Annotated in this window: 26 protein-coding genes and 2 pseudogenes; 18 read left to right on the top strand and 10 right to left on the bottom strand. The window is 36.9% G+C overall.

The window, feature by feature from the left end; genetic code table 11:
- Positions 1-2: 2 nt before the first annotated feature.
- A complete protein-coding gene (locus MKY81_RS00380; protein ID WP_084347491.1) occupies positions 3-509 on the bottom strand; it encodes a hypothetical protein in 507 nt (168 codons plus the stop codon).
- Positions 510-830: 321 nt separating this feature from the next.
- Here MKY81_RS00380 and MKY81_RS00375 point away from each other — a divergent pair, with 321 nt between their 5' ends.
- From MKY81_RS00375 to MKY81_RS00360, 4 genes are all read left to right on the top strand, one after another.
- Positions 831-1652, top strand: a complete 822-nt coding sequence (locus tag MKY81_RS00375) for a basic amino acid ABC transporter substrate-binding protein (RefSeq protein ID WP_341116146.1) — start codon at positions 831-833, stop codon at positions 1650-1652.
- 79 nt (positions 1653-1731) lie between these two features.
- Positions 1732-2388 carry an amino acid ABC transporter permease gene (locus tag MKY81_RS00370; protein ID WP_108070233.1) on the top strand — a complete coding sequence of 219 codons (657 nt, stop codon included), beginning with the start codon at positions 1732-1734 and terminating at the stop codon, positions 2386-2388.
- A complete protein-coding gene (locus MKY81_RS00365; RefSeq protein WP_108070231.1) occupies positions 2385-3107 on the top strand; it encodes an amino acid ABC transporter ATP-binding protein in 723 nt (240 codons plus the stop codon). The genes MKY81_RS00370 and MKY81_RS00365 overlap by 4 nt, the downstream gene beginning before the upstream one ends.
- A 178-nt stretch (positions 3108-3285) precedes the next feature.
- Positions 3286-4101 (top strand): zinc ribbon domain-containing protein, encoded by an 816-nt coding sequence (locus MKY81_RS00360; protein ID WP_066228896.1) that lies wholly within the window; start codon positions 3286-3288, stop codon positions 4099-4101.
- Positions 4102-4136: 35 nt separating this feature from the next.
- On the opposite strand, the gene MKY81_RS00355 is transcribed toward MKY81_RS00360, so the two are convergent.
- From MKY81_RS00355 to ptsG, 3 genes are read right to left on the bottom strand one after another with little or no spacing between them, the layout of a single operon-like run.
- Complete coding sequence (locus MKY81_RS00355) at positions 4137-4952, bottom strand: MurR/RpiR family transcriptional regulator (protein ID WP_108070227.1); 816 nt, start codon at positions 4950-4952, stop codon at positions 4137-4139.
- 29 nt (positions 4953-4981) lie between these two features.
- The gene (locus tag MKY81_RS00350; RefSeq protein WP_066229143.1) at positions 4982-5665 is read right to left on the bottom strand and encodes an N-acetylmannosamine-6-phosphate 2-epimerase; all 684 of its coding nucleotides are present in this window, start codon (positions 5663-5665) and stop codon (positions 4982-4984) included.
- Between the two features lie 2 nt (positions 5666-5667).
- Positions 5668-7203, bottom strand: a complete 1536-nt coding sequence (gene ptsG / locus MKY81_RS00345) for a glucose-specific PTS transporter subunit IIBC (RefSeq protein ID WP_066228901.1) — start codon at positions 7201-7203, stop codon at positions 5668-5670.
- A gap of 186 nt (positions 7204-7389) precedes the next feature.
- Here ptsG and MKY81_RS00340 point away from each other — a divergent pair, with 186 nt between their 5' ends.
- Entirely contained in the window at positions 7390-7884 is a 495-nt protein-coding gene (locus tag MKY81_RS00340; RefSeq protein WP_066228903.1) for a PTS sugar transporter subunit IIA, read from the top strand.
- An 89-nt stretch (positions 7885-7973) separates the two neighbouring features.
- Positions 7974-8726 carry a Cof-type HAD-IIB family hydrolase gene (locus tag MKY81_RS00335; protein WP_108070223.1) on the top strand — a complete coding sequence of 251 codons (753 nt, stop codon included), beginning with the start codon at positions 7974-7976 and terminating at the stop codon, positions 8724-8726.
- Positions 8727-8803: 77 nt separating this feature from the next.
- Here the strand turns inward: MKY81_RS00335 and MKY81_RS00330 are convergent, their stop codons facing one another.
- Positions 8804-9310: a DUF3189 family protein gene (locus MKY81_RS00330; protein WP_341116140.1), complete on the bottom strand. Its 507-nt coding sequence runs from the start codon at positions 9308-9310 to the stop codon at positions 8804-8806.
- Positions 9311-9580: 270 nt separating this feature from the next.
- On the bottom strand, positions 9581-9757 hold the full coding sequence (locus MKY81_RS00325) for a hypothetical protein (RefSeq protein ID WP_181294587.1): 177 nt from the start codon (positions 9755-9757) through the stop codon (positions 9581-9583).
- A 153-nt stretch (positions 9758-9910) separates the two neighbouring features.
- Here MKY81_RS00325 and MKY81_RS00320 point away from each other — a divergent pair, with 153 nt between their 5' ends.
- Positions 9911-10240 carry a rhodanese-like domain-containing protein gene (locus tag MKY81_RS00320; RefSeq protein ID WP_066228908.1) on the top strand — a complete coding sequence of 110 codons (330 nt, stop codon included), beginning with the start codon at positions 9911-9913 and terminating at the stop codon, positions 10238-10240.
- A pseudogene (locus MKY81_RS00315) lies at positions 10233-10595 on the top strand (SDR family oxidoreductase); the annotation flags it as partial. The gene MKY81_RS00320 and the pseudogene MKY81_RS00315, both read left to right, overlap by 8 nt.
- Before the next feature lie 47 nt (positions 10596-10642).
- Here the strand turns inward: MKY81_RS00315 and MKY81_RS00310 are convergent.
- A complete protein-coding gene (locus MKY81_RS00310; protein ID WP_341116139.1) occupies positions 10643-11398 on the bottom strand; it encodes a MurR/RpiR family transcriptional regulator in 756 nt (251 codons plus the stop codon).
- Positions 11399-11937: 539 nt separating this feature from the next.
- Entirely contained in the window at positions 11938-13380 is a 1443-nt protein-coding gene (locus tag MKY81_RS00305) for a DDE-type integrase/transposase/recombinase (protein WP_108073408.1), read from the bottom strand.
- Between the two features lie 167 nt (positions 13381-13547).
- Here MKY81_RS00305 and MKY81_RS00300 point away from each other — a divergent pair, with 167 nt between their 5' ends.
- The 6 genes from MKY81_RS00300 (at position 13548) to MKY81_RS00275 (ending at position 18382) form a co-directional block, all read left to right on the top strand.
- A complete protein-coding gene (locus tag MKY81_RS00300; protein ID WP_066228914.1) occupies positions 13548-13850 on the top strand; it encodes a PTS sugar transporter subunit IIB in 303 nt (100 codons plus the stop codon).
- A 76-nt stretch (positions 13851-13926) separates the two neighbouring features.
- Complete coding sequence (locus MKY81_RS00295) at positions 13927-15270, top strand: PTS sugar transporter subunit IIC (protein WP_066228918.1); 1344 nt, start codon at positions 13927-13929, stop codon at positions 15268-15270.
- 12 nt (positions 15271-15282) lie between these two features.
- The gene (locus tag MKY81_RS00290; RefSeq protein WP_084347495.1) at positions 15283-15522 is read left to right on the top strand and encodes a hypothetical protein; all 240 of its coding nucleotides are present in this window, start codon (positions 15283-15285) and stop codon (positions 15520-15522) included.
- Positions 15523-15578: 56 nt separating this feature from the next.
- Positions 15579-16475: an ROK family protein gene (locus MKY81_RS00285; RefSeq protein WP_181294586.1), complete on the top strand. Its 897-nt coding sequence runs from the start codon at positions 15579-15581 to the stop codon at positions 16473-16475.
- A gap of 179 nt (positions 16476-16654) precedes the next feature.
- Entirely contained in the window at positions 16655-17002 is a 348-nt protein-coding gene (locus MKY81_RS00280; RefSeq protein WP_066228924.1) for a PTS lactose/cellobiose transporter subunit IIA, read from the top strand.
- A gap of 51 nt (positions 17003-17053) precedes the next feature.
- Positions 17054-18382 carry a 6-phospho-beta-glucosidase gene (locus tag MKY81_RS00275; protein ID WP_341116132.1) on the top strand — a complete coding sequence of 443 codons (1329 nt, stop codon included), beginning with the start codon at positions 17054-17056 and terminating at the stop codon, positions 18380-18382.
- 83 nt (positions 18383-18465) lie between these two features.
- On the opposite strand, the gene MKY81_RS00270 is transcribed toward MKY81_RS00275, so the two are convergent.
- Both MKY81_RS00270 and MKY81_RS00265 read right to left on the bottom strand, forming a co-directional pair.
- A complete protein-coding gene (locus MKY81_RS00270) occupies positions 18466-18681 on the bottom strand; it encodes a DUF3006 domain-containing protein (protein WP_066228932.1) in 216 nt (71 codons plus the stop codon).
- Between the two features lie 331 nt (positions 18682-19012).
- A pseudogene (locus MKY81_RS00265) lies at positions 19013-19843 on the bottom strand (ComEC/Rec2 family competence protein); the annotation flags it as partial.
- Positions 19844-20268: 425 nt separating this feature from the next.
- Here MKY81_RS00265 and MKY81_RS00260 point away from each other — a divergent pair.
- From MKY81_RS00260 to MKY81_RS00245, 4 genes are all read left to right on the top strand, one after another.
- On the top strand, positions 20269-21051 hold the full coding sequence (locus MKY81_RS00260; protein ID WP_341116131.1) for a magnesium chelatase domain-containing protein: 783 nt from the start codon (positions 20269-20271) through the stop codon (positions 21049-21051).
- The gene (locus tag MKY81_RS00255) at positions 21014-21808 is read left to right on the top strand and encodes an ATP-binding protein (RefSeq protein ID WP_341118723.1); all 795 of its coding nucleotides are present in this window, start codon (positions 21014-21016) and stop codon (positions 21806-21808) included. The genes MKY81_RS00260 and MKY81_RS00255 overlap by 38 nt, the downstream gene beginning before the upstream one ends.
- A 3-nt stretch (positions 21809-21811) precedes the next feature.
- On the top strand, positions 21812-22873 hold the full coding sequence (dprA, locus tag MKY81_RS00250) for a DNA-processing protein DprA (RefSeq protein WP_341116128.1): 1062 nt from the start codon (positions 21812-21814) through the stop codon (positions 22871-22873).
- Positions 22874-22963: 90 nt separating this feature from the next.
- On the top strand, positions 22964-23602 hold the full coding sequence (locus MKY81_RS00245) for a transposase (RefSeq protein ID WP_341116126.1): 639 nt from the start codon (positions 22964-22966) through the stop codon (positions 23600-23602).
- Positions 23603-23604: the final 2 nt, after the last annotated feature.

The following is a 23604-nucleotide window of genomic DNA, read 5'->3' as shown; positions in this document are numbered from 1 at the left end:
GTCTAGCTCCTCGTCCTTTTATTTTGTTGTAAAGGAATACTTGACGGAGTAGGCACAACGCCCTTTCCTTTATCCATCAATCGCTGAAATCCGTAATTCAAAAAGGAAAATGAGAATGAAGTCAAAAAGAGATGAATCGGTTTAAACTTTTTTAGTTTGTAGAGACCAAATTTATCAAACAAAAAATTCAGTGGATATGCTAGCATCATATCCATTAATAAGTTAATTAGTGTATATAACCAAAACTTCCGATAAGTTAAATGAAATATCCATATGTTACCTACAAAAAAAGGACCAAAGATAAATGTAAGTGCATTATTTGCCGACGCTTTGGCTCCCCCTTTCACCTTCCACCATTTATAAGAAGTTCCCAAAACATTTTCAACTAAAAGAATGCATGCCGAAAAAAACGTCACGGGAAGAAATTTAATAAAAGATTTTTTCGGAAGAAAGATTGCCGTAAGCCAAGAAATCACAACAAGGCTTATTCGAATAATTGATACCATCATTTTTATCACTCCGTTAGTTTTCTTTAGTATGGATAAAACAGAAATCGTTTATTCTTATAGAACAATCGTGTTTCACCAAATAACAACACTTTAAGGAAAAAACTACATTTAATCCCAAATAAGTACCTGACACCAATTATGCAAAACCTGAATAAATATTCCAAAAATGCATAAATGGTGTCAGGCACCTTTTGGGGAAAGGGTCGAAAGTTATCAGAATATAAAATAAATGATCGAAATATTTAAAATATTTACTCTTTAGGTATAAGGTTCTATCATATATAATTTTAAGTATTAAGAAAATTGCTAGGGGGAAATAGGATGAAGAAAAAGACATGGAGAGCTGCTCTCTTTTCACTGGCCATTGGACTGCTTATGCTTGTTTCGGCTTGTGGAAGTACTGAAAAAGTAAATAGTGGAGGAGCGGATTCGAAGGAAAAGCAGAAATTAAGAGTTGTAACAGATGCGGCTTATGCTCCAATGGAATCAATGGATGGGGATAAAATCGTTGGTTTTGATGTAGATATTGTCGATGCGGTTCTAAAAGAGGCCGGCTATGATTATGAGCTTGTCCATGTAGGATGGGACCCGTTATTTGTCGAGCTTAAAAGTAAAAGAGCCGATATTGGAATTTCATCAATCACAATTGATGAAGACCGAAAGCAAACCTATGATTTTTCTTTACCATACTTTGAATCAATTAATAAAATCCTCGTCCCTGAAGATAGTAGCATTCAAAGTGGCGCCGATTTAAAAGGGAAAACTGTTGCAGTGCAAAACGGTACAACTGGCCAAGCGGTGGCGGAAGGGATTCTTGGAAAAAACAACAAGGATATTAAAAAATTTGAAAACAATGTTTTAGCGATTATGGAGCTTTTGAAGGGTGGAGCAGATGCAGTCGTTGCAGATAATGCAGTCGTCGAAGAATATGTAAAAAACAACCCAAATAAAAAACTAAAAGTAATAACCGATTCTTCCTTTCCATCCGAATTTTACGGAATGATGCTCCCTAAAGGCAGCAAAATTAAAGAAGATCTCGATAAGGCGATAAAGAAAATTGTTGAAAATGGAACATATGCAGACATCTATAAGAAAGTATTTGGTTCTGAACCGAATCTTCAAGAACTTGAGAAACAGTATTAAGCTATTTTTTTCAAAAACAGCCACATGAAAAATTGCGTTTAATTACGCAATTTTTCATGTCCAGTAAAGGAGATGTCTCATGGATTTTCGTTTTGATCTAATAGCCGATTATTTACCACTTTTTTTACGAGGTACACTTATAACAATCGAAGTTTCTGTTTTGGGTATATTGTTTGGAACCGTCCTCGGTCTGTTTATCGGTCTCGGAAAAATGACGAAGAATAAATATATTAGACTACCATTTGTTTGGTATATTAACTTTTTCCGTGGCACGCCATTATTTTTACAAATCCTTCTTGTACATTTTGGTGTCATCCCAGCGATTATCAATGATACGAACGCATTTATTGCATTAGTCACTGCCTTATCGTTGAATTCCGCAGCCTATATAGCAGAAATATTCCGCGCTGGCATTCAATCGATTGATCGGGGACAAATGGAGGCCGCACGATCGTTAGGTATGAATCATAAACAAGCGATGCGCAATGTTATTTTACCTCAAGCGTTTAAGCGAATGATCCCTCCACTTGGCAACGAGTTTGTCGTTTTAATTAAAGATTCTTCACTAGGAGCCATCATCGCAGCTCCTGAATTGATGTATTGGGGACGCGCGATGCAAGGGCAATACTATCGTCCATGGGAACCATATCTGACAACTGCACTCATTTACTTAATTTTAACTTTGACCTTATCCTATGTATTGGAATACGTTGAACGGAAGGTGAAAACGGAATGATTGTCGTAAAGAATTTAAAAAAATCCTTTGGTAAAAATGAAGTTCTTAAAGATATAAGTATTAACGTAAAACCGCAGGAAGTCATTGTTGTTATCGGACCATCCGGTTCGGGGAAATCAACCTTTTTAAGATGCCTAAACTTACTTGAGACGATCACCGATGGTAACGTTATCATCGAAGGGGTCGATCTTACTGATAAAAAAACCGATATTAATCTCATTCGAACAGAAGTTGGAATGGTCTTTCAGCAATTCAATTTGTTTCCGCATAAATCAGTGATTGAAAATATTATGATGGCACCGATGAAGGTAAGGAAAAAGAGTAAGGAAGAGGCGAGGCGGAAAGGGATGGAACTCCTTAAAAAAGTTGGTCTCGCTGATAAAGCGGAAAGCTATCCCGACTCTTTGTCCGGAGGTCAAAAACAACGTGTCGCCATTGCCCGTGCTTTAGCGATGGAACCGAAAATTATGTTGTTTGATGAGCCGACATCCGCCCTCGATCCGGAAATGGTTGGTGAAGTATTAGAAGTTATGAAGCAACTTGCGAAGGAAGGGATGACGATGGTTGTCGTCACCCATGAAATGGGATTTGCGCGTGAAGTGGGCGATCGTGTTTTGTTCATGGATGGCGGCTATATCGTTGAGGAGAACATTCCATCCCAATTATTTGATCATCCGCAAAACGAAAGAACAAAAGCATTTTTGAGTAAAGTGTTATGAGAAGACCAAATCGCATGATTTGGTCTTTCTCGGCCACCAACTTGCATGTCGCTGTCGCTTAATCAATACTTTCCATCAAAAGTAAGAATGGCATCAATATAATTCGAATATTTTATATTGTTTTGCTAGTGTATTTGTAATAAAATGTTTAAAGGTTTAACTTTAAGGGGGTTATTATGTGAAATGTCCAAATTGTCAACATGAAAATGAGGGAGGGAATTTTTGCGAAAATTGTGGAACGAGGTTATTAGAGCAAGCAGGAAATGAAGTTGCCGCATCAGCTACACATCCAATTCAAACTCCATCTGAAAAAGCCCAATCCAATCAATATGTTGAAGCAACTAAGAAAATTTCCAAACAATATTTTCAATACTTTATTCAAGTGTTAAAGAAACCGTATGCGAACAGTCACTCCGTCGGTGAGGAACATTTTGTTAATGGAATTATTACAATTATTTTATACAGCCTATTTATACCTTTTATCCTATACTTCGGTGTAAAAATCCTCTTTTCCGGTATCAATCGTTTTGGTTCATTATTTGGTGCTAATATAAATGCAGGTCCGCCATTCGCGGAAACAGTAATTATACCGTTTTTCGGGTATCTTGTACTAACTATTCTAGTCATCACCTTTACCTTTGCCGCCATTAGATTAGGAAAAGTGCAAGTGGGGTACAAGGAAGTATTGGCACGTTTTAGCTCATTTTTAATTCCTTTCGTTGCAATTTTACTTATCGGATTAATTTTTGCAATCATAAAAATAAAATTTTTCCTAGCAATATTTTTATTAGGTTTTTTCGGTTCAATCCTAATGGTTCCCCCATTAGTCATCGCCAGTTATAAAAAAGAAAACCATGAAGGATTAGATGTTATTTTCGGCTCTTTGATTATCTACGTGTTAACTTACCTATCCATTCTAATTATGGGAGATTTACTATTTAACGCACTAAAAGTGGCTTTTAATAGTATGTTTGGTGGTTTTTTAGGATTATAGAATTAAGCAAAATAAGCTACCCAAAGGAGGGTAGCTTATTCTTTAAGATGATTTAAGTGTGACAGGCTTTTTATAATCGATACCGTCTGGGTATACGTATCATTCCTTGCAGGATCCTGCAGTAAGTGAGTAGTCATTCTATCGATTAAAAAAAGTGCGCTTAAATCAAGACCGGGGGAGAAAATCCCATTTCTAATCGGATGAATCGTCCATAATACTTCATCGGAAAGTGCTGTTAATGGGGTGTCACCATAAGCTGTGAAAGAGACAATTTTTACACCATTTTCCCTTGCCTTTTCAATTGACATTAATAGGTCCCTTGTCTGCCCTGAACGAGAAAATGTAAGAAGAAGATCGCCTTCCTTTAACAAAGCACTTCTAATCACCATAAGATGTGGGTCAGTAACAGCTTCTGAAGTAAACCCCATCCGGCTTAAACGATAGTTTAATTCCTGTGAGGCAAGTCCTGAACTGCCTAGGCCATAAATGAAAATTCGATTTGCCTCTTGTATCATTGTTAAAACACGCATAAAGGATTCTTTTTCTGATAGTGCCCGAATATCTTTAAACATGTCTCGATATTGTTGCTGTAAGGCTTCATCAATATCATCGCTTTTTTCTATATGGGTTTGTTGAGCTAATTTTAATTTTAACTCGACAAAGTTGCGACACGAAACTTTTTTGGCAAATCTAGTAATAGAGGCTACTGAAACACCTGTCTTCGATGCAATCTCCTTAATATGGCTTTGTGAAGCTTCATCAGGTGACGAAAGTAAATAATCCGCAATTTGTCGTTCTTTATCAGAAAAGGAAGAGTACCTTGACTGAATGTCCTTTAATAATGAGGTCACAAAGAGCTCCTTTCTCCTTCGGAAACAGGCTATCCCTTTTGAATCTTTTCAACAAATCGAGCAGTAATTTGTTGTGGTCTAGATATAGCACCGCCAACTACAACTGAATGCGCCCCAAGGTCTAACACCTGTTTAGCCATTTCAGGTGTCATGACATTTCCTTCTGCGATTACAGGAATAGAAACGGATTGAAGGACTTTTTTCAAAAAATAAAACTCATTATCAAATAGTTTACTACCTTTTGTATCATTTGTGTATCCAAAAAGTGTAGTAGAAATACAATCAAAACCGAGTGTTTCGGCATTGACTGCCTCTTTTACTGTTGAGATATCAGCCATTAATTGTACATTTGGCGCTTTTTCTTTGATATAGGATACCAATTCTTCTAATGTTTCACCATTTGGCCGAACACGTAATGTAGCATCGAGTGCGATCATTTCACACTTACTTTCAAGTAATTGATCCACTTCACGCTTTGTAGCAGTAATAAACACATCACTATTAGGATAATCTTGTTTGACGATTCCAATGACAGGTAGATCGATTTCCTGTTTTATTGCGATAATATCTTCTTTGGAATTGGCACGTATCCCACAAGCGCCGCCTTGTTTAGCAGCTAAAGCCATTTTTGCCATAATAAATGAGCTATGAAGTGGTTCATCTGGAAGCGCTTGACAAGAAGCAACAAGCCCTTTTTTTATGGTTTCTAACATTATTATTCGCCTACCATTTCTTCTATTTCATTTTTTATAATTGTCACATCAGGTCCATAGATTACTTGAATTCCTTTACCTTTTGAGATAACCCCTCTTGCACCTGTTTTCTTCAATAAATCTTCATTTACAACAGTTTCATTTTTGACCGTTACACGTAATCGAGTAGCACAGCAATCAACATTATCTAAGTTTTCTAGTCCGCCCAATGCATCAACAATGACTTGAGCACGTTCACTTTTACTATTAATTGATACTGCCGCTTCTCCCTTTTCTTCACGACCAGGTGTTTTAAAATTGAACTTTTTAATAAGGAAGCTGAAGGAAAAGAAGTATAGGAAGAACCAAATGATTCCTACGATAGGGACAAGTACCCAATTTGTTTTTGCATTACCTTGTAAAATACCAAATAAAATAAAATCAATAAAACCGCCGGAAAATGTTTGACCAATCGTAATATGAAGAATATGAGCCATCATAAACGCTAAGCCATCGAAAAAGGCATGTAAAACATATAGTACTGGTGCAACAAACAAGAATGAAAATTCAAGTGGCTCTGTTATTCCTGTTAAGAAAGAAGTTAAGGCAGCTGACCCCATTAACCCTGCCACAATTTTTTTATTTTGAGGCTTCGCTGTTCGGTAAATTGCATAAGCTGCACCTAGTAATCCGAACATCATCGTGATAAAACGACCAGACATGAAACGAGAAGTTCCAACATAGAATTCTTTTGTATCTGGATCTGCAAGCTGAGCAAAGAAAATTCGTTGTGTCCCTTCAACTAAATGACCATCCACGACAAGTGAACCGCCAAGGCTTGTTGTCCAAAAAGGCATATAAAAAATATGATGAAGTCCAAAAGGTCCAAGTAAACGGAGGACAAAGCCGTATATGAAGGTTCCTATATAACCAGTTGCTTCAACTAAACCACCCATTTTGAAAATTCCACTTTGAATAAACGGCCATACAATAAACATAACAACACCGAGAATAATTGCAGCAAAAGATGAAATAATCGGTACAAAACGTGAACCACTAAAGAAACCTAGGAATGGTGGTAATTGAGTTTTGTTGTAGCGATTGTGCAGCCATGACGCTAAAATTCCAACAACTACCCCGCCGAACACACCTGTTTCTAATGATTGAATCCCAAGTACCATGCCTTGCCCGGCGGCAGCGGGATTGTCTACATTCATTTTTCCCGTAATTGTAAGTAGGGCGGACATCGTCGCATTCATAACTAAAAATGCTAGAACTCCAGCTAAACCGGCAGTTCCTTTATCCGACTTCGCTAATCCGACAGCAAGACCTACTGCAAACAGTAATGCAAGATTAGCAAAGACAATATTGCCCGCACTCGACATAATCGTGAAAATGCCCTGTAACCATGATACATCCAAAAAAGGATAGGCTTTGATCGTATTAGGATTTGATAATGCACCACCAATACCTAAAAGAAGACCTGCTGCAGGTAAAACAGCTATCGGCAACATGAACGATTTTCCGAATTGCTGTGCTTTTTCGAAGAAACTATTCATCATTATACCCCCAAACGTGAAAATTATTTACAAGTTTAGTATAAAGTATTACAATAAAAAAAATCAACAAAAAAATAAGCGTTTTCATTACTTGTTAAAAGTAACCGAAAAAACGTTATCATTTGGAATGAAGTATTTAAGTATGTTACGTTTTTTCTATGTTAAAAAAGGAAGGAGAAATGATAAATGTTTAAATCATTATTTAAAAAAGAAAATAAGTCCATTACAATAACTGCCCCATTTAATGGGAAGGCAGTTTCAATAGAAGAGGTACCAGACCAAGTTTTTTCTGAAAAAATGATGGGGGACGGCATGGCAATTATCCCAAGCGATGGTTCGTTAGTCTCTCCAATCGATGGTGAAGTGGTGGATGTATTTCCAACAAAGCATGCGATTACTCTCCGCTCAAAAGAAGGCGCCGAAATATTAATACACATGGGACTGGAAACAGTAAACCTTAAAGGTGAGGGTTTTGATATTGGGATTACGGGGGGAGATAAGATCAGAAAAGGAGATTCCCTTGCAAAATTTGATATCGAAAAAGTTAAAGAGTTAGGGTATCAAGTGATTACACCGATCGTTCTATTAAATGGTGACGACTTTGACATTCAACAACGAATGTCAAATGAAAAAACTGTTAATCACAAAGATGTAATTATGGAGATTAGGAAAAAAGCTTAACGTCGCAAGCCTATGCATCGTGTGATTTGCTTGCTCACCGTATAAAAGATATAGTGGTAGGTGAGTGAACGGGAGAAAGGAAGAGTGAATTGACTGAAAGGATACAGAATCGTGATATTCGTCTAATTGCTTTAGATATGGATGGAACATTATTGAACAGTAAAGAGGAAATTTCTGAAGAAAATAAGCGGGTGATTGCCCGAGCGAAAGAAAATGGAATTCATATTGTATTAAGTACCGGTCGTAATTTTGCAACCGTCCACGAGTTTGCCGAGGATTTAGAGCTAAATTCCTTTTTAGTCACTGTAAATGGCGGTGAAATTTGGGATTCATCAGGCAAATTATTGGAGCGGAATTTGTTGCAGGTGGAACAAATCAAAATGATGTGGGATTTGAAAAATCTTCACAACACGAAGTTCTGGGCTATTACTGTTGACAAAGTCTATCGAGATGAGTTTCCGGACGAAAACACCTTTGCGGATTATGAATGGTTAAAGTTTGGCTTCGATGTAGAAGATGACCACGCAAGAAAAATCATCATGGAAGAATTAGAAAAAAACAAGCTACAAGTAACAAACTCTAGCCCGACCAATCTGGAAGTAAACCCATACGGAATCAGCAAAGCAAAAGCACTTGAAAAAGTTTGCGAACGAATCGGAATCACAATGGAAAATGTTATGGCAATGGGCGACAGTATGAACGACATCGCTATGATAACAACTGCAGGAATAGGCGTAGCAATGGGAAATGCGCAAGCTATCGTAAAGGAAGCCGCGGATTGGATAACAGATACGAATGATAATGATGGAGTGGCAAAGGCTATTCAGCGGTGGGTTCTATAGTGGGATAGTTAATTTATTCTAAGTCAATTGGCTCCTTTAGAAAAAGGAGCCAATTGAAAATTTAAAACGTAGTCATTTCATTTAAATTCTTTATTATCTAACACTATTACTTTATCCTTCTGTTGTTTACCGGATTGTTTTGTATGTTCGACCAAGCGAATAATATCCTTCGTGCAAATTTTTGCCCCTGCTACTAACAACGGTACACCTAAGAAATCAATTTTTAAACCTCTAGAAAGAAATCCTCCGATCGACATTGGAAAGGGAACGGTAGGAGAGGTATTTGAAAAAATGATCTTTTCTTCTTCGCCATATCTTTTTTGTAAGAGAAGACCAAGTTCTTTCATTGCAGGAATAACAAATTTTTGATTCTTCCTGCCTATTGTATACACTGGATTTTCGTCTTCATCTGTTCCGTGAAAAATCAATTTGCCAAAATCAGAAGAAGTTAATTTATTGAAGTAGGGAATCGCTAGTATTTCTTCCTTTGTCAGTTCACGATCTGTTGGCAGCTTTTTTAAATGAAAGGCTGCTGCCATAGACGTCGTATGGGTTCCGCCGTAATCGTTATATATATATATCACCATATCAACCTTCTTTATTATTTCTGTTAGCAGTTACTATTCCCACTAAAATTTATTTCATTCTTAAACAACGATAGTTAACGAAAACTTTTCACTCGCTTTCAATATTACATTCTTTATTCATGATAATTTGCAGTAAAGTTAATAATAATGACATGAAGGAGAAGTTGTCACTTCGTCTAGTTTTGTTGAAAAGTTGGTATTAACTCAACACCTCAAAAAAATTATACACAGTGTTTCTGTAGTTATCCACGAGAATTGGTGGATAATTCACAATTTATCCACAGTATTATCCACTACTTCATCTCTTTGATCGTGATCATTTAAATAACCATTTTCCTTCGTCGCAAAATTGACGGAAAGAAGACTCATTTCCGGCTCTATACCATACATTTTTTTTATTAATGCATCTTCTTGTTTATCATGTTCAAATGGGTTTTTAGCCATTTTTCTTTCCACTCCCTTGATATAGCTTGTAATTTAGAATTTACAAATCGATAACTTTTATCCACAGAAAAGTATGTATAGAAATTGAATTTTAACTAAAAAAGGTTAATACTGTATATAGGTTACTTCTATCAATGGAAAGCGGGGATACTTATGGAAATCCGAACACTTACACCTAAGGAATTGGATAGTCGATTAAAAGGAAATAAAGATGTTTTCGTTTTAGATGTTCGATCCGAAGACAAATTTAATGAATATCATCTTAAACATTCGATGAATATTCCTAAAACGACCATTTTTGAAATGGAAGATGCGGAAAATGTTAAAGACATCACACTTCCTAAGGATAAGGAAATCATTATTGCCTGTACGACTGGAAATTCTGCAGCAAAATGTGCAAACATTTTAGCGAAGAAAAATTTTAACGTTACTGTTTTAGAAGGCGGTCTAACCGCATGGAAAGAGTATTCGAAATCGAAATGAAAAGGGTGGGGCGATCGTAAATATGGCCTCTACACGTGCATTTATGTCCGAATCAAATTCCGAAGGCTATGCTGCTTCAAAAGGTGGAATCATTGCCCTTACACATGCAATGGCCATTTCCTTAGGTCAGTTAGGCATTCGCGTAAATTCGATTACTCCGGGCAGGATTGAAACAAAAGACTACGAAAGTTTAAGTTTTTCTGATCATGCACAACAACCCGCCAATCGCGTCGGAAAGCCAGTTGATATTGCAAAAGCATGTTTTTATTTAACTGATTTTGAAAACGATTTTGTCACTGGCCAAAATATTGTTGTCGATGGGGGAATGACGAAAAAAATGATGTATGAAGTGTGAAGAACAATAAAAAGGACAGTATTGGAAAAATAGTACCCGGACCTAGTTCAGGTACTATTTTTTTTCATTTGGTGACGTAGTTTGTTGATGTTTCGGATCATATGCGCGGTTTCCTCTAAGATGTAGATGACAGGGATTTGAGTGGTGATGTTAGCTTCTCCTAGGTGAACTTCTGTAACGTAATAGGCGATATTAATATCAGACATTTTTGCTAATGTACAGTTTTTGCTGTTCGTAATGCTTATGATTTTACTTCCTTCTTCTTTTAATAGATTGGCAAGTCTTAACGTAAAATCAGTTTCGCCGGAAACCGATAAGATGATTGCCGCACTATCGTTTAGGTCTTTACTATTAATAGGGTAGAAAGGATCTTTAATAAAAGAAGAGAATTTGCCTAAACTTGAGAAATATCTGGCACCAAATTCCGCTAGAATTCCAGAGCTTCCTGTTCCCACAAAAATGACTTTTTCAGCATGGGCAACTAGTTCCGCCGTTTCTTGTATATATGATTCGAAATTCCCTTTCATCGTGCGTTCCACAAATTCTGAAAGATAATGTTTCGTTGATTTTAAGTTGGCTTCCTCATTTCGATCCAAATGAAGCTTTAGTTTTACCTTAAATTCAGAGAATCCTTCACAATTTAGTTTTCGACAAAAACGCAAAATGGTTGATGTTGAGACATGGGTTTGATCAGCTAGCTCACGGATCCTCATGTAAATCACTTTGTCACTATGTTTTGTGATGTAATTATATAGTGAAATTTCTAAATCATTAAATGATGAAATCACCTCATTTGTAAACAATCCTCACACACCACCTTATATTAATAAACTTAAAATTTAGACAACTATTAAAGTAGTTAAATCATATCACGAATCATTCAACAAAAAAACAAGATGTTTCAAAAATGTAACAAGTTCCTTTTAGCGGAAAAACGGACTAAATGCTTATTTTTGCTTACAGAAAAAATGAAAGCGGGTACAATTCAATTAAAGAGGAGGGAGCGTGGGATCAAGACGGAGAAAAATTATTTTTGGTATAAAAAGACATTGAAACAAGTGGGAAGAGGACTATCCACTAACATCTTGGTATTGTAAAAAGTTCTATGAAAACTAAATAGTTGTTTAGGTTACTTTCCATTTATTAGGTGGGGAGCTCCCGCAATCGCTCTTGACAAACACGCCAATGGTTTGATCCAAGGTTAACAAGGGCGAAGGGGACAAAAAGAAGGCATACCAAATAAGCCCTTGGTATTTTCATTTTAAACCATTGGCAAGTTCGGTTTGTCAAGAGTTCGCTCCGCCGATTGCTAAATGGTCCAAGGGCTCTGCTAAACAAAAAGTTAGGCGGATCTTTGTTCGACTATCCATCGTTGAGCTAACTCGATGAGCTTTGTCCAACGCGCAGGCATGGTAGGAAGTCCTGATAACTTTGGATTCACAACGGGTACCTTGCCCTCTAGGGATGCATGTGGTCGTAGAAAGTTAAAATACGCCGCAAACAAGGTGACAAAAGAAACAGATCCATGATCCGATCCAAATCCTTGTGTAGAGCGATAATTTCCTTTAAATGTGCGATTCAGTCTTTCGATAATCTGTTTTAACGGTCTGTATTCGGTTGAGATGGGATCTTCATTTGTCAGCCCGATTACTTGCTTCACATCGAAAGAAATATCATTCTGAGCGAAGAAATGCTGGGCTAGAAGATAGATTGGATTTCCATCTACTACGAATGTAAGGTTTTCAGGGATCTCTTCCATCTTCAGTAGGACGTCGTTTATCGCTTGAATGGCGGATGCTGTATCACGATTAGGCGACACTCGGTACGAAAGGACGATCTTTTTCACCGCGTCAAAGAAGAAAAAGAGATAATGCCATTTTCCATTGACCCGGATATAGGTTTCGTCACCACAGAATTGATCTGAAAGCTCATAAGGATAGTGATCCACGTAAGGTTTAAGTAAAAGAGCCACACTATTTTCGTAGTTCAATATCGTCTGATGAGAAATAGCTACACCGTGAACATCCTGCATAAGGGCAGCGGTCCTTCTTGCGGAAAGACCGTAATTCACATGGTAGGTCAATATCAAACCTAACGTATGCGGAGAAGCATAGATTCTAGACAGATCAACAACTGGCAACTCCGGTGAATTCTTGGATAATGGTTGAAAATCAATGTGGAATTGGCGAAAAATATACCTTAACTTAAACGACTGGGGATCCTTTTTAAACTGTTTCTTTTCTTTGGAAGACATACCGTTTAATTTCTTTTGATAATACGGACAGTCGTCGTTTTTACACTTAAACACATCGAAATCTTTTCGCTCCTTGATCTTATCGAGTGTTTTAGAACAATGAGGACATTTCAAAATGGCCTCTTTCGAAAAACGATTCTTATCGCTGAAAAGGCAAGAACATACCTTGCATTGATACTGTCCCTTATCACCATTATTGGCATAAAGATAATCAGATGGTGCACCACACTTAGGACATTTCATTCCTTTAGGTACCGACACTTTTGCGTTCTTGTGTCTTCGAACGGGTTTAAGAGATTTCCCATGCTTCTCTTGGTACTCCGTTAGGAGATTTCGATAATTCAGCTTTTCTGGGATTTCGATAATGGGAAGATCATCAACTTGTAGTTTTCGATAAGGTTTGTTAACAGGCTGCTGATCTTTCGGTTTATCAAACATACTCTTCCCAATAAGTAGGGTGAGTAATGTTCGAATTATTTGTTCTTGGAATTTTATAAAAGTTAGTAAATAGGTTATAATTTGAGGGTACAACTTGTCACTTCCTTTTCTAAGGTTGTTGGGTGTGTGGTAACCTCAATTATCCTTAGATTTAGGGGGGTGGCAATTTTTTTGCTCAAAAATCCCTCTATTAAGGTAGTTTATAGCCTATTTTATATAAAAGTTTTGACAAAACGAACATCTTACAGGGGGGTTACCATGTGAAAAAGCTTTTATTAGTTTGTGCAGCAGGAATGTCTACGAGTTTACTAGTTAATAAGATGAAAGATGCAGCAAAAGAAAAAGGTTTGGAGCTTGAAATCTTTGCATTGCCTGTATCTGAGTGTGAAAGTGTGGCGAGTGAAGTGGATGTTGTTTTATTAGGACCACAAGTTCGCTATCAAAAGCCACAAGTTGATGCGATCATTGAAGGCAGGGTACCAGTTGAAGTAATTGACATGAGGGATTACGGGACAATGAATGGAAAGGCGGTTCTTGAGAAAGCGTTAAATCTTATTAGGTAAGATTACTTTGGCTTACACACAAAGGGGAGCACGGTGTAAATTGATTAACCATTTTACTATTTAGGGGGAATTTTTTATGGGGTTTATGGCTACTTTTGAAAAGGTCGCCGAAAAGGCACTTGTTCCTATCGCGACAAAATTAAATTCACAAAGGCATATTATAGCTATCCGTGATGCTTTCATATTGGCATTTCCAATTACATTGGCGGGATCATTAATTGTTCTTTTAAACTTTGCTATTTTGGCACCAGATGGTTTTATTGCAAAAATTTTATTTTTGCATAAATTATTTCCGAATTTGGCAGATCTTCAGTCAGTCTTTTCACCAGTACTAAATGGGTCTACGAATATTTTATCAATGTTTATCGTGTTTCTAGTGGCGAGGAATATGGCTATATCCTTGAAGGCCGATGAATTATTATGTGGTTTAACTGGATTATCTACATTTTTTATTATCTATCCACCATATAAAGTGGTAGATGGCGCAAGCTTTTTATCGACACAATGGGTAGGTGCACAAGGACTATTTGTTGCTCTAATCGTAGGATTGGTTGTTGGTGAATTATTCAGTCGACTATCCAGGTCTAAAAAATTGCAAATTAATATGCCTGCATCAGTTCCACCGGCAGTATCACGTTCGTTTAAAGTGTTATTCCCAATTATTATTATTACTGTTCTATTTGCAATTGGAAACGCTATCATAAATGCATTATATCCAAATGGGTTACACGAATTTATTTATGCGGTACTTCAGACCCCTTTAAAACATTTGGGAACAAATATCTTCTCACTTGTTGTATTATGTATTGTTTCCAATCTATTATGGGTCTTTGGTATTCATGGACCAAACACGGTTGCGGCCATTCGTGAAGCGATGTTTGCGGAAGCAAACTTAGAAAACTTGAATTATGTTGCGGCACACGGTACCGCATGGGATGCTCCATATCCTGTTACTTGGGCTATCAACGATGCTTTCGCTAACTATGGTGGTTCGGGTATGACACTAGGATTATTAATTGCGATATTCATTGTATCTAGGCGGAAGGATTATCGAGAGATTGGTAAATTATCCATAGCTCCCGGACTTTTTAACATTAATGAGCCCGTTATCTTTGGTCTTCCCGTTGTATTAAATCCAATTTTGATTTTACCATTTATTATCGTTCCAGCGGTTAATGTCATTATTGGTTATTTAGCAATATCAACGGGCTTAATCCCTGCCATTGCCTACGCTGTACCATGGACGACACCGGGACCATTAATTGCGTTTCTCGGTACTGGAGGTAACTGGGTAGCTTTAATTATTGGATTTGTCTGTCTAGCGGTGTCAACAATTATTTACTTACCGTTCGTCATTGCCTCTAACAAAGCAGCTAGCAGCGGTTATAACAGCAGTTCAGAATCGGAAAAAACAGCGTAAGGAAAGAAAATGATGATGAATGAAATATACGTTGAAATTTCATGTGGTCAAATTAAATTTATTAGAGAGTTTTTTAAAGAATACGAGGATGAAAGTGTTTCAGTTAAATTAACTAAGTCAGAAAAAATTAAATCCGTTTTTCTAGTAACAACTAACTTATCATCAGATGATACAGTTAGACATTTGAAAAATGTTTTTAAAGAAACACCTCATGGTACAGCATTGCACTATGCTATGCGAGTGTTAGAGTAGTGTATTAAACAAATCTTATATAAGTATTTTTTCTAAGAAGAAACGAGGTGTTGCTTTTGAAACAATATATTTCTTTCGATATCGGTGGCACAGATACTAAATTTGCAGTTTTAGATGAAAATGGAGCTTTCCTTCAAAAAGGAAAGTTCCCAACAAATCGATATTCCGGCCAATCAATTTTAAATCATTTAATAGAGGTTACAAAGGAGCAAAATGATCTAACTGGGGTGGCATTAAGTGTTCCCGGCTTCGTCAATGTTGAAAATGGATATATTGAAGTAGGGGGAGCCATTTCCGATTTTAATAAATTCAATATAAAGGATTATTTAGAGGCGGAATTACAATTGCCTGTTAGTGTAGAAAATGATGTGAATTGTGTTGCCTTAGCTGAAAAGTGGAAGGGGAATGCACAGCATGAAACGGATTTTTTATGTATGACAATTGGTACGGGGATAGGCGGCGCTTGTTACTTGAATAATCAATTATACCGCGGATCATCTTATATGGCTGGGGAATTTGGTTATATGATAACTAATGGTTTGCAAAATAATACTGTAGGAAGATGCACATTAAGCAGTACTGGCGGGTTGTGGGGATTGCGGGAACGATTTGCCCATTATAAAGGAGTTGCTGTCGAAGAGGTGTCAGGATTAGATGTTTTTGAGGCATATGAGAAGGGAGACCCCCATGCATTGCATGAGGTGAACCAGTTTTACGATAGCCTTTCTATTGCGATTTACAATCTATTTTTTCTCTTTAATCCGAATAAGATTCTCCTAGGCGGAGCCATTAGCCAAAGGGATGATTTAATAAATGAACTAACATGGCGCATCCAGCGGCTCCCTTCATATCGGGGAGAGGTACCAATTGAATGTTGCTTTTTAAAGAATGATGCAGGTGTACTCGGTGCTTTATATCACCATTTTGAAATGTACCAATCATTAACAGAATAGGTGCTTTATTCGCGATATTTGTAGTTTTTGGTTAAAACACAAAGATTGGAGCGGAAGCTGCGAAGAGGCTCCCGAACCTCTCGCGGAAAGCGAGAATCTGGAGCAGAACTTAACAGTCAAGGATATAGCTCCTATTTGAAAGATTTCCATTTTAATAGATAGAAAGGGGGAATAAATGGATGGAAGGAATGGAGTTAGTTGCTTTTAATATTATTAGTAATGCGGGAACAGCAAAAAGTTTAGTGATGGAAGCATTGTATGCTGCAAGAGAAGGTCGATATGAAGAAGCTGAGGACAAGTTGAAAGAATCCCGCCAGTATTTAACGGAGGGGCATAAAGCACATCACCAGCTCATTCAAGAAGAAGCATCAGGGAATAACTTTACTTTTTCGCTACTTATCATGCACGCGGAGGATCAAATGATGAGTGTCGAAACAATAAATGATTTAGTAAAAGAAATGATTCGAATGTATAAAGATATTCATTATTTGAAAGGTGAAATTAGCAAAAATTCAGTAGTGAAATAATTAACTATCACATTTAAAATTCAAACCTTTCATAATCTAGAGGAGGTAAACATGACTAAAGGGATAAAAATTGTAACGATTGGTGGAGGATCTAGTTATACTCCGGAGTTAATTGAGGGTTTTATTAAAAGATATGATGAGCTTCCGGTTCAAGAGCTCTGGCTAGTAGATATTGAGGAAGGAAAGGAAAAGCTGGAGATAATCGGAAACTTGGCTAAGCGTATGGTTCAAAAAGCGGGAATTCCGATTGAAATTCATTTAACACTCGATCGGAGAGAAGCGTTAAAAGATGCCGATTTTGTAACGACACAATTCCGTGTAGGCTCATTGGACGCTCGTGCAAAGGATGAACGCATTCCACTAAAATACAATGTCATTGGGCAGGAAACAAATGGTCCAGGTGGATTATTTAAAGGACTTCGAACAATTCCAGTCATTTTAGATATATGCAAAGATATTGAAGAGTTATGTCCCGACGCATGGCTTGTGAATTTTACAAATCCTGCTGGTATGGTGACAGAAGCGGTACTTCGTTACAGTAATATTAAGAAAGTTGTAGGCTTGTGTAATGTTCCAATCGGAATGAGAATGGGAATTGCAAAAGTATTAGAAGTCGATCCAAGTCGCATACATGTTGATTTTGCAGGTTTGAACCACATGGTTTTTGGTTTAAATGTTTATTTAGATGGTGTGAGTATACTAGATTCTGTCATTGACAGCATGGCTGATCCGAAGAATGAAATGACAATGAAAAATATATCCGGATTAGCATGGGAGCCTGATTTTATCCGAGCATTAGGGGTTATACCATGTGGCTATCATCGTTATTATTATAAAACCGGTGATATGCTGACGGAGGAGCTTGAAGCGGCAGAAACTGTTGGTACGAGAGCAGAAGTCGTTCAAAAGTTAGAAAAGGATCTATTCGAATTATATAAAAATCCTGAATTAGATATGAAGCCTCCACAATTAGAAAAACGCGGTGGTGCTTATTATAGTGATGCAGCATGCAGCCTTATTAATTCAATCTATAATGACAAACGCGATATTCAGCCAGTAAATACAAGAAATAATGGAGCGATTGCAAGTATTCCAGCTGATTCGGCTGTTGAGGTGAACTGTGTCATCACAAAAGATGGTCCTAGACCGATTTCAGTTGGGGATATTCCAGTTGCCGCAAGAGGTCTTGTCCAGCAAATTAAATCGTTCGAACGTGTTGCGGCAGAGGCTGCGGTGACGGGAGATTACAAAACGGCTTTATTAGCAATGACAATAAATCCACTTGTCCCATCTGACAAAATAGCCAAACAAATACTAGACGAAATGCTAGAAGCACATAAACAACACCTGCCACAATTCACACAAGCAATAAAAGCATAAATCATAAAAAGTGTCAGGCACCGCTCATGGACAAACAACTATGTTTTCCACGGTGCCTGACACTTTGTGTAGTTGTTCACATTTTAATCGTCCCAGACTTCGTTCATAAGTTTTTTGATTTCTTTTCTTCTTTGTTGGGTTGATTTTTGATCAATTTCAAGCTGACCTTTGACTAGGATTAATACGTCGCCAATTTTAGCTTTTGCGGGAATGGAACGTTTATCAATCTCAATCATTTTTCCTTCTTCTGTTTCACAAACAGCGATTTCACCTTCAAAGCGGTCAATAATATATTTCATTTGAAAACCTTCCTTATTTAGGAATAAATGAAGTTTGCGTTTTATATGATTTCCCTTTATATTTTGCGGTTACATCAATTTTTACTCGAAAACTTGTAGATGCACGGCTAATTTTTACAGGAAGGGGCTTTCCGATTTTTCCATTATAAATGGTGTCTTTACTTTTATAATGAAATACAGCTTTGTATGTACCGCTCGGAATACCCTTTACAGTTAAATGTACCGTACTGTATTGCTTTGGTCTTGTTTTATCTAATTTTGCAGATAACTTATAGGAAGCTTTCCCTTTTTTACTAGATTTGGACACACTAGACGTTGAACTAACCGGTTTGGTGTTAAAAGAGAGAGACTTTCCATCCGTTTTTGCAATGATTGTTCCTTGTTTATCAGTTCGAAATACTTTCACTTTATTGCTGTTTAATCGATTTAGAACAGTGGATGTTGGATGTCCATAGTGATTTCCTTTTCCAACAGAAATAACAGCATAGGTTGGGTGAACAGCTTTTAAAAATGCCGTACTAGTGGATGTGCTTGCCCCGTGGTGTCCTACCTTCAATACATCTGCTCTTAACGATTGCTTTGAATGAATCATATCTGTTTCGGATTTTATTTCGGCGTCACCTGTAAATATAAATGATTTTTTTCCGTATGTAAGTTTTAAAACAGCACTCCAATCATTTAAATCACTTTTGCTATAGGTTTTTACTGGTGCAATAAATTTTGCTGATACACCTTTAATAGGGAGTGAGACCCCTTTAGTAGCAGATTTAATTTTTAGCCCCTCATGCTTAACAGCCGTTAAAAATTCTTTAAATGCCTTTGTTGTATGGCTTACCTTTGGTGCATATACTGACTTCACTTTAAATGCTTTTAGTACTTCATCGAGTCCACCTATATGGTCTGCATCAGGATGAGTGGATATCATTACTTCAATATCCTTTACTTTTTGTTTTTTTAAATAAGCTACAACATCACTGCCGTCACGATTTCCTCCATCAATTAAGATATCATCACCCTTAGGCGTCTTAATATAGATACTATCGCCCTGTCCAACATTAATAAAATGAACATAAAGATCCTTACTTGCCCCATGGGTCGTGCTAGGGAAAAGAGCAAAGGAAAGTAATAAAATAAAACTAATAACTACTTTTTGTATTTTCATAGTTTCGCCTCCTTCAATAATTTACCACCATTTAAGTTAAGATGGAAGAAGTTTTGGCGAAAAATCTGAAAATGACAAAAAACCCTAAATTGACTTAAAAGCTGAATTTTCCAATGACGGTACCTGACACTATGTGTAGTTTTTCACATTTTAATCGATGAATTTGTTAGAGGGAAGCAGAATTTTTTTTAAAGTTTTGAAGGGTTTTAGTAGTTTTTGTCGAAAGGTTTTAAGGTGGACGTCTTCTCTTTAATTTCTATAATCTTTATAAACTCTTTAATCTTTGTAACCCCCTCTATCCTTATGTTATCTATCCCGTTACATGTCACTTATTTGTATCCTCTTAAAATCAAATATTCATAATTGTTATCCCAATGTGTTTTGTCTTTTCTACTTAAAATCATTATTTTATAAGGAGATGAAAAATGGCTTCTACAGTATATACTTTTACATTATCAGGGGTTGAGGGGAATGTCGTTGAAGTAGAGACTGATGTTCTTATCGGTACGCCTTCAGTGTCTATTGTAGGATTAGGAGATAAGGCGATTAAGGAAGCTAGGGAGAGGCTGGAAGCAGCTATCATGCACGCTAATTATCACTTCCCTCTGCAACGAGTTATTTTTAATTTGGCACCTTCTGATATGAAAAAAACCGGTACTCATTTTGATTTAGCAATGGCGATTGGTCTACTCCTTCGAACGAATCAAATTAAAGCAAAGCAAATAAAACAGACAGGTTTCATCGGCGAGCTCTCATTAAATTCTTCCATCCGCCCTGTTTCGGGAATTTTGCCAATGGCAATGAAGGCAAAGGAAGAGAACATTACAAAATTGATAGTAGCAAAAGAAAATGTTAAGGAATCGAAATTAGTAAAAGGGATCGATGTTTACGGATGTAATACATTAACAGAAGTTATTTCCCTCCTCAATAATGATTCACCACCAACAATAGATGACTCCTTAGATTTAGTAGACTCCCAATCTTCAGATACATCATTAGATTTCCAAGATGTAAAAGGACAAGAATGGTTGATCAATTTCATTACTATTGCCGCGGCAGGCGGTCATAATTTTCTTATGATTGGCCCGCCAGGATGCGGCAAGTCAATGATAGCTAAAGCGAATTCCCACTATTTTACCTTCCTTATCAGAAGAAGAGTCATTGGAAGTAATGAAAATCTACAGTGTTGCAAATTTATTAAAGAATAGTAATCGAATGATGACGGAAAGACCCTTTAGAGCTCCTCACCATAATGCATCAACGAATTCGATTATAGGCGGTGGTCCTTTTGCTAAGCCTGGTGAAATATCACTAGCCCATCATGGAGTTTTGTTTTTAGATGAATTGGGGGAATTTAGTAGAAAGACATTAGATTCATTAAGGCAGCCATTAGAAGATAAAACAGTTACAATCTCACGTGTGTGGGGAACCCATACCTATCCAGCCAATTTTATGCTTGTTGGTGCGATGAACCCTTGTCCATGTGGGTATTTTGGTCAAAATCGATGCAAATGTACAGATTATGAAATATTTAAATACCGGCAAAAATTATCCGGTCCAATTTTGGATAGGATGGATATTCAAAAATACGTAGGCATGGTTGATTTTTTTGAAAACAAAACGATAGGGAAAAGTTCTAGTGAACTCCGAAAAATAGTTGAGCAGGCAAGAAAAATCCAACAGGAACGGTATAAAAACATCCCGCTGATTAATTGTAATGCCCAGCTGACCCCTTCTTTAATCCAAACATTTTGTCAGCTTGATAAAGATTCAAAAAACCTACTTCGTCAAGCAGCCAAACGTTATTATTATAGTGGACGTGCCATTCATAAATTTATCAAAATTGCAAGAACCATTGCTGATATAGAGGGGGAAGAGAATATTCGTATTTCACATATAAGAAAAAGCTTACAAAGCCGTGATATGGAAAAAGAGGACCAAACATTTATTGGGGGTAAAATATAGAAAATGGAAATATTTTGGATTTGGTTAAGCTTGTTGAAAAATGTCGGACCTATTACTCAAAAAAAGTTAATCAACCATTTTCAAACACCTAAAAGAATTTATGATGCAACAGAAGAAGAATTAAGAAATATAAAAGGGATAAGAAAAACAGCCATTTCTGCGATTATTAATAGTAAAAGTTTGAACGAATCAGAATTAATAATCAATCGGATGCAACAAAATGATATTAAACTGTTAACCATTCATGATCGTTTTTACCCTATTCTAGCAAAGGAGTGTAAAGAATCTCCTGTCATTTTATACTATAAAGGAAATTTCAAGAAGTATGAAACAGCAATCGCAGTCATTGGTTCTAGACGGTGTACAACATATGGAAGAAATGTGGCTGAGGAGATTGGAGAAAAGCTTGCGTGTTTAAATATCCCAATCGTTAGTGGATTTGCAAAGGGAATAGATAGCTATGTACATGCGGCATGTGTAAAAGAGGGAGGATATCCGATTATCTTTCTAGGGGGTGGAGTGGATGTTTGTTATCCAAAAGAACAACGTAGACTCTATGATAAAATTTTAGAATCCGGAATAATCCTCTCACAATACCCTCCGGGAACATTACCAAAGCCCAAACATTTCCTACAAAGAAATGCATTAATTAGTGCATGGTCAACCGAAGTGATTATAGTAGAAGCAGGTAAAAACAGCGGGGCTCTATGGACAGCGCAGTTTGCAAGAAATCATGGAAGAAGGATTTTGGCTGTTCCTAATCAACTTTATGTGAAAGAAGGAGTTGGAACAAACCAACTACTTGAACAAGGAGCAATCCCCTTTTTAGGAATCGAAAGTCTGGATGCAGTAAAAAATTTGCCAATACTTTATGAGCAAAATCTTATTCAGAAACTACGATCACATCCAATTCTCTCCATTCTCACAACAGCAACCTCGATACCAAAACTTGCATTGCAATTGAATATGAATAACGAAGACCTCATGAATGAACTCTTCGACCTAGAGCTCCAAGGAAAAATTACAATCCGTGGAAACATAGTTAAAAAGACAAATGGCAAATGAATAAATAAGAATAATTATTCAGTAAAATGAATAAATGGTACCTGACACCAGGTGTCAGGTACCATTTTACCAAAAAAAGGAGGGAACTTTATGCCTCGGAAACCGCGAATTTGGTTTGAGGGAGCAAAATATCATATTACTAGTCGCGGAATTAGGAGAAGTAATTTATTTTTTGATGATCAAGATCGTAGTATGTATTTATATCTTTTGCGCGAGGCGATGGGGAAATTTCCGTTTAAACTTTATACTTATTGCTTAATGACCAATCATATCCATCTTCAGATTGAAACGATCAAGCACCCGCCTGGCGAAATAATGAAACAAGTTCATACAAAATACGCTAAATATTTTAATAAACGGTATGATTTTACCGGTCATGTATTTGAAAGTCGTTACGGAGCGGAACAAATTGACAGGCCCGATTATGAACTAGAAGTGAATAAATATATTCACTTAAACCCGATTAGAGCTAATATTGTTCAACGTTTGGAAGATTATCCATGGAGTAGCTACCGAACATATATATTTGGGGAAGAAAACTCTCTAGTTTTTACCACCCAAATCTTTTCCTACTTTAAAGATCCCCTGGTTGTAAATTATGAGAAATACTTACACGAGCCATTTAGTGCTATCTTTATATTACCAACTGGAAAAATAGTGCATCTACCAAGGGAGAAGCCGATTCAACAGAGAATAAAAAAGGGGAGCGTAAAGAAAAATTATAATTGAAA

Source organism: Heyndrickxia sp. FSL W8-0423 (assembly GCF_038009395.1).
GTDB lineage: Bacteria > Bacillota > Bacilli > Bacillales > Bacillaceae_C > Heyndrickxia > Heyndrickxia sporothermodurans.
This window is presented reverse-complemented; position numbering and strand designations above follow the sequence as displayed.